The organism is Bifidobacterium reuteri DSM 23975, assembly GCF_000741695.1.
GTDB lineage: Bacteria > Actinomycetota > Actinomycetes > Actinomycetales > Bifidobacteriaceae > Bifidobacterium > Bifidobacterium reuteri.
The window spans coordinates 196,437-210,392 of record NZ_JGZK01000006.1; the positions used below are offsets into that span (position 1 = coordinate 196,437).

At 61.3% G+C, this 13,956-nt stretch carries 8 protein-coding genes, 1 tRNA gene and 2 pseudogenes; 10 read left to right on the forward strand and 1 reads right to left on the reverse strand.

What is annotated here, in order from left to right:
• Window positions 1-136: 136 nt before the first annotated feature.
• From BREU_RS07485 to BREU_RS07525, 10 genes and pseudogenes are all read left to right on the forward strand, one after another.
• Entirely contained in the window at window positions 137-3,385 is a 3,249-nt protein-coding gene (locus tag BREU_RS07485; protein WP_044088559.1) for a UPF0182 family membrane protein, read from the forward strand.
• Between the two features lie 227 nt (window positions 3,386-3,612).
• Window positions 3,613-3,792: pseudogene (locus tag BREU_RS11585) on the forward strand (N-acetyltransferase family protein); the annotation flags it as partial.
• A gap of 210 nt (window positions 3,793-4,002) precedes the next feature.
• Window positions 4,003-4,314 (forward strand): annotated as a pseudogene (locus BREU_RS11590) (N-acetyltransferase family protein); the annotation flags it as partial.
• A 165-nt stretch (window positions 4,315-4,479) separates the two neighbouring features.
• Window positions 4,480-5,079 carry an aminoacyl-tRNA hydrolase gene (pth, locus tag BREU_RS07495; protein ID WP_044088556.1) on the forward strand — a complete coding sequence of 200 codons (600 nt, stop codon included), beginning with the start codon at window positions 4,480-4,482 and terminating at the stop codon, window positions 5,077-5,079.
• Window positions 5,080-5,095: 16 nt separating this feature from the next.
• Complete coding sequence (gene mfd / locus BREU_RS07500; RefSeq protein WP_044088709.1) at window positions 5,096-8,683, forward strand: transcription-repair coupling factor; 3,588 nt, start codon at window positions 5,096-5,098, stop codon at window positions 8,681-8,683.
• Window positions 8,684-8,852: 169 nt separating this feature from the next.
• Entirely contained in the window at window positions 8,853-9,782 is a 930-nt protein-coding gene (locus BREU_RS07505; protein WP_044088555.1) for an aldo/keto reductase, read from the forward strand.
• A gap of 303 nt (window positions 9,783-10,085) precedes the next feature.
• Window positions 10,086-11,384, forward strand: a complete 1,299-nt coding sequence (gene eno / locus BREU_RS07510) for a phosphopyruvate hydratase (RefSeq protein WP_044088553.1) — start codon at window positions 10,086-10,088, stop codon at window positions 11,382-11,384.
• A gap of 88 nt (window positions 11,385-11,472) precedes the next feature.
• Window positions 11,473-12,090 (forward strand): FtsB family cell division protein, encoded by a 618-nt coding sequence (locus BREU_RS07515; protein ID WP_044088552.1) that lies wholly within the window; start codon window positions 11,473-11,475, stop codon window positions 12,088-12,090.
• Complete coding sequence (locus tag BREU_RS07520; RefSeq protein ID WP_044088551.1) at window positions 12,087-12,653, forward strand: DUF501 domain-containing protein; 567 nt, start codon at window positions 12,087-12,089, stop codon at window positions 12,651-12,653. Before BREU_RS07515 ends, BREU_RS07520 begins: the two co-directional genes overlap by 4 nt.
• A 42-nt stretch (window positions 12,654-12,695) precedes the next feature.
• Window positions 12,696-13,700, forward strand: coding sequence for a Ppx/GppA phosphatase family protein (locus tag BREU_RS07525; protein WP_044088550.1), 1,005 nt, complete (start codon window positions 12,696-12,698; stop codon window positions 13,698-13,700).
• A 102-nt stretch (window positions 13,701-13,802) separates the two neighbouring features.
• On the opposite strand, the gene BREU_RS07530 is transcribed toward BREU_RS07525, so the two are convergent.
• Window positions 13,803-13,882 (reverse strand) — tRNA-Leu (locus BREU_RS07530).
• Window positions 13,883-13,956: the final 74 nt, after the last annotated feature.

Sequence of the window (13,956 nt, forward strand, 5' to 3'; positions counted from 1 at the left end):
TGAGGGGAGCAAGCCCCAATCAGGTACCTAATGATCCGTCTCGTAATGTAAGAGGCAGACCACCAAGATGTCCTGACGGCTCCCTGTGCGCTGGCGGCATAACTCCCGTTCGTGGCCTGTCTGTACGCTGGGAGCCATGTCTTTCAACGATCCTTTTTCCATTTTTTTCGGCAATGGCGACGCAGATGGTCGCGCCCGCAAACAGTCGGACGACGATCCGATCATCCTTGACGTTCAGGCCGATGGGGACGGCCCCGCTTCAGGCAATGGCGCGCCACATGCCTCCAATGGGGGAGGTCGTCCGCCGCGCGGGCCGGCCGGTCCGCGACTGACGTCCCGCCCGGACTCCGGCGCTGCTGGAGGTTCGCGCGGCACCAGGATCATGATCGGCGTGGTGCTCGCGGTGGTTGTTGTCGTCGGATTGTTCTTCGGCCTGTCCCAGTTCATTACCGATCTGATGTGGTACGGACAGCTTGGATTCCAGTCCGTGGTCTGGGTGCAGTTGGGAGTCAAGGTCGGATTGTGGGTGGCATATGCGTTGCTCATGGCATTGACGGGATTCGTGGCCGCATGGTTGGCCATCCGGGCACGGCCCGACTCCTCCGACGGCTCCACGATCCGCATCAACGGTGACGTGGTGGAAGTCGGCAAGTCGTTCAGCTCGAAGACCGCACGCCGTGTGGCGGTGGTGGTATCGCTGATCGTCGGCGCGATTTTCGGTGCACAGTTCAATGCCAACTGGAGCGAGATCCTGCTCATGTTCCATGCGCAGAGCTTCGACACTGTGGATCCCCAGTTCGGTCTTGACAACGGGTTCTATGTGTTCGTGCTGCCTGGCCTCAAACTTGTGCTCGCCGCGATTTCCATGTTGCTGGGTGTGGGGATCGTGTTCTCGCTGATTACCCATGTGCTCATGGGCGGCATTCGAATCACGATGCCGGTCAATGGCCGTGGACTGTTCACCATCACCAAGCGCACCCGCCGCCAGCTGGGTATCTGGCTGATACTCAACATGCTCGCATGGTCGGCGCGTCAGGTGCTGGGCGTCTTCGATCAGCTCACCGTGCAGGGCTCCCGCATCACCGGCGCTTCATACACGGCGGTCCACGCCAACATCCCGGTCACGTTCATCATGGCCGCGCTCACCGCCATCCTCGGCGTGGTGCTCGGCGTATGGCTCATGCGCTCCCATGCGCTTGAGGGGCCGGCTTCCCTGGGCGTGCGCGCCTCGGCGGCGCTGAAGGCATGGCGTATCCCCGTTATCTCCATCTCCGCCACGGTGGTCGTCGCGCTGGTGCTCACTGTGGCATGGCCGGTGCTGCTGCAGCGGTTCCGCGTCAATCCGAACGCCCAGGAGATGGAATCCACGTACATCCAGCGCAACATCGACGCCACACGTGCGGCCTATGGCCTCAACAAGCTCAAGACCGAGCAATATGAGGTCACCAGCAAGGGCGAGCAGGGCGCGCTGGCCAAAGAGGCGGACACCACCGCGCAGATTCGTCTGCTCGACCCGCAGGTCGTCAGCCCCACGTTCAAGCAGCTGCAGCAATCCAAGCAGTACTACACATTCGCGGATACGCTCGCAGTCGACAAGTATGAGATCGATGGCGTCTCCCAGGATACGGTGATCGCCGCACGTGAGCTCGACCTCGATGGCAACGACAACCGCAACTGGGTCAACGACCACACCGTGTACACCCACGGATATGGCGTCGTTGCCGCCTACGGCAACAAGGTCACGGCCGATGGCCAACCGGAATTCTTCGAATACGGCATCCCGACACAAGGCAAGCTCACCGAAACCCAGAAATACGAGCCGCGCATCTACTTCTCGCCGAACGCCACCGAATACTCCATCGTCGGCGCCCCCGAGGGCACCAAGTCGTGGGAGTTCGACTATCCGACCGGTTCGGAAGGCGCCCTGACCACCTTCAAGGGCGACGGCGGCCCCTCGGTGGGCAACCTGTTCTCCCGTATCCTCTATGCGATTCGCTTCGGTTCCGACCAGATTCTGTTCTCCGACCGAGTGACGTCGGCCTCGCAGATCCTCTATGACCGCTCCCCGAAGGAACGTGTGGCCAAGGTCGCGCCGTATCTGACACTCGACGGCCGCGTCTATCCGGCCGTGGTCGATGGTCGCGTCAAGTGGATCGTGGACGGATACACCACATCCGACGCCTACCCGTATTCGCAGATGACCAACCTCGGCACCTCCACGCAGGATTCCACCACGGTCTCCTCCTCGACGGTCTCCTCGCTGGGAGCCAAGCAGGCCAACTACATCCGCAATTCGGTCAAGGCCACCGTGGACGCCTACGACGGTTCCGTGGATCTCTATGTCTGGGACACCTCCGATCCGGTCATCAAGGCATGGGAGCAGATCTTCCCCGGCCAATACCATCAGCTCAGCGAGATCTCCGGCGACCTGATGAGCCACATGCGCTATCCGGAAGGCTTGTTCAAGGTGCAGCGCGAACTGCTGTCCAAGTACCATGTGACCTCCGCCAACCAGTACTACTCAGGTGAGGATTTCTGGCAGACCCCGGTCGATCCGACCGAATCCCAGGCCCAGCAGGATCAGGATATTCTCCAGCCACCGTACTATCTGACATTGCAGACCGGAGGCACTGAGGAACCCATCTTCTCCCTGACCTCCACCTATATCCCGGCAGGCCAATCCACGCGTGAGATTCTCACCGGATTCCTTTCGGTCGATTCCGACGCCGGCAACCAGAAAGGTGAGATCGGTTCCAACTACGGCACCATCAGGCTGCAGGAATTGCCCAAGGACTCCAATGTCCCAGGCCCCGGTCAGGCGCAGAACAACTTCAACGCGAACGCCGATGTCTCCAAGGAGCTCAACCTGTTGCAATCCGGAGACACCAATGTGGTGCGCGGCAACCTGCTCACACTGCCGCTCGGTGGCGGCTTGGTCTACGTGCAGCCCGTATACGTCAAGTCCAGCGGCGCCACATCCTTCCCGCTGCTGAAGAAGACCCTGGTGGCCTTCGGCGATCAGGTCGGTTTCGCGGACACGCTTGATGAGGCGCTCGACCAGGTGTTTGGTGGTGATTCCGGCGCCAACGCCGGAGACGCCGCCAACGCCGATGGCTCGGATGCCTCCGACTCCGCAAAGACCGACAACAAGGGGACTACCGATAACTCGGCAGGCTCCGACCAGTCCGATCAGCCCGGTCAGTCCGATTCCGGCACTCAGTCCGGCACTGCGCGCAGTCCTGAACTCCAGCAGGCGCTGAACGATGCCGCACAGGCCATGAAGGACAGTCAGACCGCCATGAAGAACGGCGACTGGACTGCCTACGGCGAGGCGCAAAAGCGACTCGAGGACGCCCTCAACAAGGCCATCGAGCTCGACAAGTAGCTCCAGAGACCCAAGCCCGACTTCATGGAATTCTGGGCATAATCGGGCCGGTTATTCTGGGCATGCACGGTCCTTATACGACATTCTGGGCATATGCGTGTCAGATACAGGCGATTTTTGAGCCATATCTGACACGCATATGCCCAGAACCGTTATTTGGCGTCGGTACATGGCCGGTATATGCCCAGAACCGACCTCTTCGCGCGCGGCGATGCTAGGCTGTGCGCATGTCCTATACGTATATGTTCCGACCGGCCGTCGAATCGGACCTTCAGGCCATCACCGACATCTACAACGCCTCTGTCATCGCCGGTGGGTCCACCGCCGACCTCACCCCGCGCAGCCTCGACCAGCGCCGGACATGGGTCGAATCGCATCAGCCTCCTTACGGCGTCTTCGTGGTGGAGGCATCGACGACCGAAAGCGGTGACGCGGCGGGCAGCGGCGGCGAAGCGGGGAACGGCGTCGGTTCCGAAGGCATCGCATCGAAAGTCGTTGTCGATTCCGGAGACGATACCGGGGCGACGCCGTCGGTGGCCGAAGACCGCGGCGGGATGGATGACGATGCCAACCCCGAGGACAGCACCGATTCCGAAGAGGGCACGGGTGACGGAACGGAGGTCGTCGGGTTCGGTGCGTTATCGGTCTTCTACGACCGTGCCGGCTATGACGGCGTCACTGATCTGGCGTATTACATCGACACCGACTGGCAGGGCAGGGGAGCGGGCACCTTCCTGCTTGAACAGCTGCTCGACGAGGCCCGGGCCCGTCATATGCGCAAGGCCTGCGGCATCATCTTCGCCGACAACGCCGGCTCCATAGCGCTGATGAACCGCTTCGGCTTCACCCGGTTCGGGCTGATGCCGGCGGCCGCTACCGACTCCACCGGCACCATGCGGGACATGTCCTACTGGTACCTCGACCTGTAGGCCGTTACGGGTCGCCGTGGTCCGTGCCTGTGCGCGGCGAAGTACCGTGGTGAAGTCGAGGTGGGCCGAGTACAATTCTGAAGGTTGATTTGCCGCCCCGCCACATGCCGATTGCGCGACGCCGGGTACGGCAACGGAAGTGCGTGAGAAGCAGCGAGGAGCGACATGGCATCGGATTTTTGGCTGATTGCAGGACTGGGCAATCCCGGCAAGAAGTATGAAGGCACCCGTCACAACATGGGCTTCATGGTGGCGGATGTGCTCGCCGAACGATGGTCGGTGAACTTCGCCGACCACAAGGGCCTGGCCATGCTGGGCAAAAGCACGATGAACCTCGACGGACGCACCGTCAAGTTCTTTCTGGCCAAGCCCTTGACATTCATGAACGAGTCGGGCAATGCCGTGGCCTCCATCGCCGCCTACTACCAGATCGAACCGGATCATATCGTGGTGGTCCACGACGACATGGATCTTGAATTCGGCCGCATCAAAGTCAAGGCGGGCGGCTCCGCAGGCGGACATAACGGCATCAAATCCATAGACCGTTCGCTCGGCACGCCGAAATACGCCCGCGTACGCATGGGTGTCGGCCACGCCAAGCGAGGCCCCAATGCGCACGACAACACCGTGAACTGGGTGCTCGGAGGATTCGGTCCCGATCAGCGCAAGCAGCTGCCTGAATTCCTTGCGGATGGCGCCGACGCCGCCGAAGACATCATCTTCAAGGGGCTCGCCAAGACGCAGGAGCAGTTCAATGGCCGCTGACGCCGCGAAATCGTCCATGACCTCCGCATCCTCCGCAGCCGCTGCGTCCAACGGGCAGCCCGTTGACGGATCCCTTGTCGGATTGCTGGACGAGCTGAATCGGGACCCGAATTTCCTCGCCCTCGCCGCAGGCGAGATCGACCCCGATGCGGCTGCCGCGGATCCGTCCGTATTGGCCGGAATGCCGGAAGGACTGCGGCCGGCGTTGGTCGCGGCCATCGCACAGGGCGTACGCGGCAACCCAGGCAAGCCGGTGGTCATGGTCGTGGCCTCCGGACGAGAGGCCGAGGAGACCGTGGGAGCGCTGCGCTCCTGGTATGACGGTGACCCGAATGACATTGCACAGCTGGAAGCCTGGGAGACTCTGCCACACGAACGTCTGAGCCCGCGCGCCGATACCGTGGCCAGCCGCATGGCCGTATTCCGCAGGCTCAAGCATCCTGATGCCGACAACCCGATGTTCGGCCCGATTCGCATTCTGGTGATGCCGATCCGCTCGCTGATACAGCCGGTGGTCACCGGTTTGGGCGATGTGGATCCACTTGTGTTCACCGTGGGGGAGGAGCTTGCCCTCGATGAGGCAGCCAAGCGATTGATCGAGAACGCCTACACGCGCGTCGAGTTGGTAATGGACCGTGGCGAATTCGCCGTGCGTGGCGGCATTCTCGACGTGTTCCCGCCCACTGCACCGCATCCGGTGCGTATCGAGTTCTTCGGCGACGAGATCGACTCCATCAAGGAGTTCCATGCCTCCGACCAGCGCACGTATGGCAACGGCATGCACACCATCTGGGCCACGGCATGTCGTGAGCTGCAGCTGACCGATGACGTGCGGGCGCGGGCCAAGTCGTTGATCGGTTCGATCCCCAACGCCGAGGACATGCTGGAATCCATCGCCAACGCCATTCCCGTGGAAGGCATGGAATCCCTGATGCCGGCTTTGGTGGATCATCTGGAGCCGGTCGCCTCCATGCTGCCCAAGCATGCGGTGGTCGTGCTGAGCGACCCGGAGAAGTTGCGCCGATCCGCCGAAGACCTCGCCAAGACCGCCAATGAGTTCCTCGCCGCCAGCTGGCATGTGGCGGCCGCCGGGCACGGCGCCGGTGCGCCCATCAGCTTCGACGAGGCAAGCTTCCTTGACTATGCGGAGACCATCAGTTCGCTTGAGTATTCCGAACATGATGTGATTCGTCTGACCAGCTTCGGTGTGGACGCCACGCTTCCGGGCCATGTGCAGCTCGATGCGCAGAACCCGGCCGAGTTCCGCGGCGACGAATCCAAAGCGGCACGTGGCATCGAAGGACTGATCGACGCCGGCTTCCAGGTGACGATCACGGCTGCGGCCGCCGGCACCTTGGCCAGACTCAAACGTGCGGTCAACACCACGGGCGTCGCCTCATTCGACACCATCCGGTCGCAAGCCATCGACGGTTTCGTCGACGGCGCCGCAAAGGTCGCGCTGCTGACCGAACGCGACCTGACCGGTCGCACGTCGGCCGTGGCCGTTGCCAAGACGCCGAAACGCCGGCGCAAGGCCATCGACCTCGTGGAGCTCAAAAAAGGCGATTATGTGGTTCACGAGCAGCACGGCATCGGACGATTCGTCGAAATGCGCCAACGCACCATCGGCACCGGGGCGAACAAGACCACGCGCGAATATCTGGTCATCGAGTACGCGCCATCCAAGCGGGGCGCCCCGGCCGACAAACTGTTCATTCCCACCGACCAGCTCGATCAGGTCAGCAAATACATCGGCGCGGAAACGCCGAAGCTCAACAAGCTCGGCGGTTCCGACTGGGCGGCGACCAAGGCCAAGGCCAGGAAGCACGTCCATGAGATCGCCGACGATCTGATCAAGCTGTATTCGGCACGTCAGCGCGCCAAGGGATTCGCCTTCAGCCCTGACACCCCATGGCAGAAGGAACTGGAGGACGCGTTTCCGTATCAGGAGACCGCCGACCAGCTCACCACCATCGACGAGGTCAAGGCCGACATGGAGAAGCCGGTCCCCATGGACCGGCTGATATGCGGCGACGTGGGCTTCGGCAAAACCGAAATCGCCGTACGCGCCGCCTTCAAGGCCGTACAGGACGGCAAGCAGGTGGCGGTGCTCGTACCCACCACGTTGCTTGTGCAGCAGCATTACGAGACCTTCACCGAACGTTTCGAAGGTTTTCCGGTCGATGTCGCAGCCATGAGCCGGTTCCAGACCGCGAAGGAGACCAACGCCACCATCGAGGGACTGGCGGCAGGCTCGGTGGACGTGGTCATCGGCACCCATAAGCTGTTGAACCCGAAAATCAGGTTCAAGGACCTGGGACTTGTCATCATCGACGAGGAGCAGCGCTTCGGCGTGGAACATAAGGAGACACTGAAGGCCCTCCGCACCAATGTGGATGTGCTCTCGCTGTCCGCGACGCCTATCCCACGCACGCTGGAGATGGCTGTCACCGGCATCCGCGAGATGTCCACGCTCGCCACCCCGCCCGAGGACCGTCTTCCCGTGCTCACCTATGTGGGCGCCTATGAGGACGCGCAGATCACCGCCGCCGTACGCCGCGAGCTGCTGCGCGGCGGCCAGGTGTTCTATGTACACAACCGCGTGCAGGATATCTCCCACATCGCGGATAAGATCCATACGCTTGTGCCCGAAGCCCGTGTGGGCATCGCGCACGGCAAGATGGGGGAGAAGCAGCTCGATCAGATCATCCGCGACTTCTGGCATCGGGACATCGACGTATTGGTGTGCACCACCATCATTGAAACCGGCCTTGATATCTCCAATGCCAATACGCTGATCGTGGATCATGCCGACCGGTTCGGCCTCTCCCAACTCCATCAGCTGCGCGGTCGAGTCGGCCGCGGCCGCGAACGCGCCTACGCATACTTCCTGTATGACCCGTCGAAGCCGATGACCGAACAGTCGCATGACAGGCTCGCCACCATCGCTCAGAATACGGCGCTTGGCTCCGGCTTCGACGTGGCCATGAAGGATCTGGAATTGCGAGGCACCGGCAACCTGCTGGGAGACGAGCAGTCCGGACATATCGAAGGTGTCGGCTTCGACCTCTACGTGCGCATGGTCTCCGAAGCCGTCGAGAAATACAAGGAACCCGAGGAGACCGTCGAGCCGATCGCGGTATCCGTCGACCTGCCCATCGAGGCCTCCATCCCGGTGGAGTACATCGATTCGGACAAGCTGCGGCTCGAAGCCTACCGCAAGCTTGCCTCCGCACGGAACGAAGCCGATCTCAAGGACCTGCAGGAGGAGCTTACCGACCGTTACGGCAAGCCGCCGGTGGAATTCGAGACGCTGTTCGACGTGGCCCGCCTCAAGTTCAAGGCCCGCAAGCTTGGCATCTCGGAGATCCTCGCCCAATCGAACCGTGTGCGCATCGGCCGCATCGACCCACCCGAATCCGTCCAGATGCGCATGGCCAGGATCTACAAGGGCACTCAGTACCGTCCCGTCACCCATCAGCTGCTGGTTCCGGCACCATTCAACGGGTCTCTTGGACAGCAACCCATGACCTCCGACCAGATTGTGCTATGGGCGAACCAGCTCCTTGACGATCTGGCTTGGAGGCCGGGGCATCAACACTGAGCCGCGCGGTGGACGACAATGCGCCGGATGGCGCGCATGTCCGGAATCGTCCGGGTCTTTCGCCAAGGCATGGAGCTACTCCTCGATCAAGGGATACGACGAGCTCCATGCCGAACCCTGCGGAGCGATGCACTCTGCTCTGTCCAACCCCAAGGATTAAGTGACGGCTATGAGCGATGAATCCCTGAATCCGACTAATATCGGCACTCTTGCAGGCCATACCATTCCACGTCTCGGCATGGGTACGATGGCGCTCGCCATCGAAGGCCGTCCGGAAAGCCGGGAGCAAGCCATCGAGACGATCCATGCCGGGCTGGACGCAGGCGTGCGCTATCTCGATACCGCCTGGTCCTACTACCTTCCCAGCAAGCCAGGCACTGGGGAACCGGAGGACATGGGGTATGGCGAATACCTGGTGCGAGATGCGCTCGCCACGTGGAAAGGGCCACGGGAAGACGTGCTGGTGGCCACCAAAACCGGCTGGCTGCGCACGTTGGACAACGATGGCAAGTATGGCTGGCAAGCTGACGCACGGCCTGAAACGATGATCGCCAACGCCAAGGAATCAGCCCGCAGACTCGGCGTCGAGACGCTTGACCTGCTGTATTCGCATTGCAACGATCCTCAAGTGCCATATGTCGAGCAGATGGAAGCCCTGAAGCAGCTGGTGGACGAGGGGGTGGCCAAAACCGTCGGCATCTCCCGCATCGGGGTCGAAGAGATCGAACTGGCCAGGACCATTCTGGGAGACAGCCTCGTGGCGGTGCAGAACCAATTCTCCCCAGTGCATCGCGACCCCGATCATACGATGGAGGTCTGCAAGCGTTTGGGACTCGCGTTCGTGTGCTGGTCGCCGCTTGGCGGATTCCTCGATCCATTCGACCGGTGCCTGTTCGACAGGTTCCGCGAAGTGGCGCAACGGCATCAATGCTCATATCAGCGCGTCACGCTTGCCTGGGAGCTGTCTCGATACGACGGCCTGTTCACCATTCCTTCCGCAAGGAATCCGCAGGAGATCGAGGATTCGTTCCAGGCCGTGGCGCTGAAGCTGAGTGCGGACGAGCTCGCCTATCTCGACGAGGAGACTCCGGAACTGTGACGTTACGGGCACTGTGAGGATGCCGGCGCTGCGCACGCTGATTTCGTGGAGCCGTCCTGCTCCCAGTAGAGCCTTGTCTCCCGGCGATATCCGCGGATGAGGGAGGGATGATGATGATGAGTGGCATCCTTGTCGTCATCCGTGATTCACCGTCAGTTGTGCAAGGATTCCGTCAGTGTTTCATTAGCGTTCCGTCAGGAATGTGAGCGCTCACACCATTTTTGGGCGTGTCGTTCACAACGTCCACAAATCGCACTAGTCTTAGGACTGTCATTAGATACACAACCGTTTTAAGGAGTAGTTGTGGCAGCAATTGAAAGCGTGTACGCGCGCCAGATTCTCGATTCCCGTGGCAACCCGACCGTCGAGGTCGTCCTCGACACCGAAGACGGCGCTGAGGGCCGCGGCCTGGTTCCGTCCGGTGCTTCCACCGGTGAGGCTGAGGCTTGGGAGCGTCGCGATGGCGACAAGTCCGTCTACGGCGGCAAGGGCGTTCTGAACGCCGTCAAGGCCGTCAACGAGGAGATTGCTCCGAAGGTCATCGGTATGGATGCCTCCGACCAGCGCGCTCTCGATGACCTGATGATCGAGCTCGACGGCACCCCGAACAAGGGCCGTCTGGGCGCCAACGCCATCCTGGGCGTCTCCCTGGCTGCCCTGTACGCCTCCGCCGAGTCCGCAGGCCTGCCGCTGTACCGCTACATCGGCGGCACCAACGGCCACATCCTGCCGGTCCCGAACATGAACATCATGAACGGTGGCGCCCACGCTGACTTCGCCACCGACATCCAGGAGTACATGATTTCCCCGTACGGCTTCGACACCTTCCACGAGGCTCTGCGCGCCGGCGTCGAGGTCTACCACACCCTGAAGAACGTCCTGAAGAAGGAAGGCCTGAACACTGGCCTCGGCGACGAGGGCGGCTTCGCCCCGAAGCTGAAGTCCAACAAGGACTCCCTGAACTACATCGTGGACGCCATCTCCGCCGCCGGCTACGAGCCCGGCAAGCAGATCGGCATCTGCCTCGACGTGGCCTCCTCCGAGTTCTACAACAAGGAGACCGGCCTGTACCACTTCGAGGGTGGCGAGCGTGACGCCGAGTACATGCTCAACTTCTACGAGCAGCTCATCGACGAGTACCCGATCGTCTCCATCGAGGATCCGTACCAGGAAGAGGGCTGGGAAGACTGGGCCAAGATTACCGCGAAGCTCGGCGACCGTCTGCAGTTCGTCGGCGACGACCTCCTGGTCACCAACCCGAAGCGCCTGCAGAAGGGCATCGACATGGGTGCCGCCAACTCCCTGCTGGTCAAGCTGAACCAGATCGGTTCCGTCACCGAGACCCTCGACGCCATCGAGCTGGCCACCGCCAACGGCTTCACCTCCATGGTCTCCCACCGTTCCGGCGAGACCCCGGACACCACCATCTCCGATCTGGCCGTCGCCAAGAACACCCGTCAGATCAAGACCGGTGCCCCGGCCCGTGGCGAGCGCGTTGCCAAGTACAACCGCCTGCTCGAGATCGAGGAGGAGCTCGGCTCCACCGCTCAGTACGCCGGCTACAGCGCCTTCAAGGCCTGCAAGAAGTACCTGGCCAAGTGAATCGAAACGCCTGTGAAGGCGTGACATTCAGCTGAAGCTCGATACCCGTCGCATTCGCCAAGTCGAATGACGGGTATTTTCTTGGAATATGAACAAGACGTCCCGTGCCACCGACAACGGCAAAGCCAAAGGCAAAAACAAGGCTAAAGCCAAGAAAAGCAATGCAACGGGACCTATTGCGTTCTTCGTCTCCCTGTTCATCATTGCCCTTGGCGCCATCCAATTGGTGTCCACTTTCCACACGTACGCCTTGAACCTTGCCGAGCTCAACAGTCTGAAGCGTGAGGAAGCCTCACTCGTCGCCAAGAAGCAGGAGCTTGAAAACAATATCAAGCGTTGGGATGACAAGGCCTATGTGACCGCGCAGGCACGAGAGCGTCTCGGCTTTGTATTCCCGGATGAACAGGCCGTCCGCGTGCTGCATCCGGAAGCGGTGACCGGTGACGAAACGCCATCGGACCAAAGCGACACCAGTAAGACGACCTCCAAAAAGGTGCTTCCCTGGTACAGCGAGCTTGCGTACTCGTTCAAGAAGGCCGATGAACCGGTCAGCGAACAGTCCACCGGACAGACATCAGGCTCCGCCGACTCGTCAGACTCGGATAATGCGAATCAGGAGCAGGGCACCGACGGCAATTCATCTGCGTCTTCATCATCCGACGCCACCAATGATCAGAACACCACAGGGGAGGGAACCCAGCAGTGACCATCGACATCACATCCACAGCCAAGACCTTGGTCGACAACGTACTGTCCCAGCCGGCCACCGAAGAGAGTATCGCTGTGGTGCAACGTCAGCTCGGGCGCTACCCGCGAGGCATGGTCGCCGTGGGCGCACGTTGCGTATGCGGTCGGCCCCTTGCCGTGATCACGCGCCCGGTGCTGCCCGGCGGCATCCCATTCCCCACAACCTGCTATCTCACCAGCCCGGAGGCGGTCAAGGCGGCATCCCATGTGGAGGCGGCCGGTGTGATGCAGCAGTATAACGAGATGCTTGCCGCCGATGAGCAGCTCAGGGCTTCCTATGAAACAGCGCATCAGCTGTATCTGGCATTCCGCCACGAGTTGGCGGTACGGCTGGGGGACAGCGAGGAACATATCGAGGGTACGTCTGCCGGGGGCATGCCTGTACGCGTCAAATGCCTGCACGCATTGCTGGCGCAGTCCTTGGTGATGGGATCCGGTACCAATCCCATAGGGGATATGGTGCTTTCGCGCATAGAAGACGAGTTCAGCCCCACGGTCTGCCGCTGCGCAGTGGAAGACTAGCGGAATCTGTATTTGCAGACGCTGATTGGCAAGGAGAAGGACATGAGTGAGAAATCCGTTACCGTCGCGGGCATCGATTGCGGCACCAATTCCATCCGCCTGAAAGTGGCGCGTGTCGATGCGGACGGCATGCATGAAGTGGTACCGCGAATACTTCGTGTCATCCGTCTTGGCCAGGATGTGGACAAGACGCATCGTTTCGCCGATGAGGCTTTGGAACGTGCGTATGCTGCGGCCAGGGAATTCGCCGACGTGCTCGCCGAGCATCCCATCGACGGCTTGCGCTTCGTGGCCACTTCCGCCACGCGTGATGCCGAGAACCGTGAGGAATTCGAGGATGGCATCGAGCGCATTCTCGGTGTACGGCCCGAAGTGATTCCGGGCACCGAAGAAGCCGACTTGAGTTTCCTGGGCGCAACCTCCGTGGTGAACCGTGACGATCTTGAAGCGCCCTATGTGGTCGTGGATTTGGGCGGTGGATCCACCGAGTTGGTCATCGGCGGTGATGGTGACACCAAGCCGACCACCCAAGTGCAGGGCGCGTTCTCGATGAATATCGGTTCCGTGCGCATGACCGAACGTCATCTGCACACGGACCCACCCACTGAAGAGGAGATCGCTCAGGCCGTGGCCGACATCGACGAGCACATCGATGAGGCATTCCGGCATGTGGATGCAGGCAAGGCACGTACGATCATCGGCGTGTCCGGCACGGTGACCACGATGACCGCTTTGGCGATCGGATTGAAGGAATACGACCATACCGTGGTCGATGGATACCGTCTGGGGCTCGAGGAGGCGTACGCAGTGGACGACCGGTTCCTGAGGATGAGCCGCGCCGAGCGTCGTGAATACAAAACCATCCATCCCGGGCGTATCGATGTGGTCGGCGGCGGTGCAGTGGTGTGGAACCGTGTACTAGCGCGCATCAGCGAAGCCGCGCGACGCGATCACGGTACGCCGATCGATTCATACGTGGCCAGCGAGCACGGTCTGCTGGACGGCATAGTCCTTGACTATGGACGCCGCCTGCTCGCCCAGCGCTGAATTCCGGCGGATAGCTCCTTCAGCCCCCTGTTGAGGGAGCCGAAGAAGCTGTCAAGACACGGTTGAGAGATACTCTCAGCGGGATGATTCACAGGACTAAGGTGCCTCCAGCGGGACTCGAACCCGCAAGCCGAAGCGATCGATTTTAAGTCGACTGCGTATACCGATTTCGCCATGGAGGCGCTGGCTGAAAGCCAACCGTACCATTGTACGTCATGTTGTGACGTATATCTGCCTGACGAGGGAGTCGGCAAGG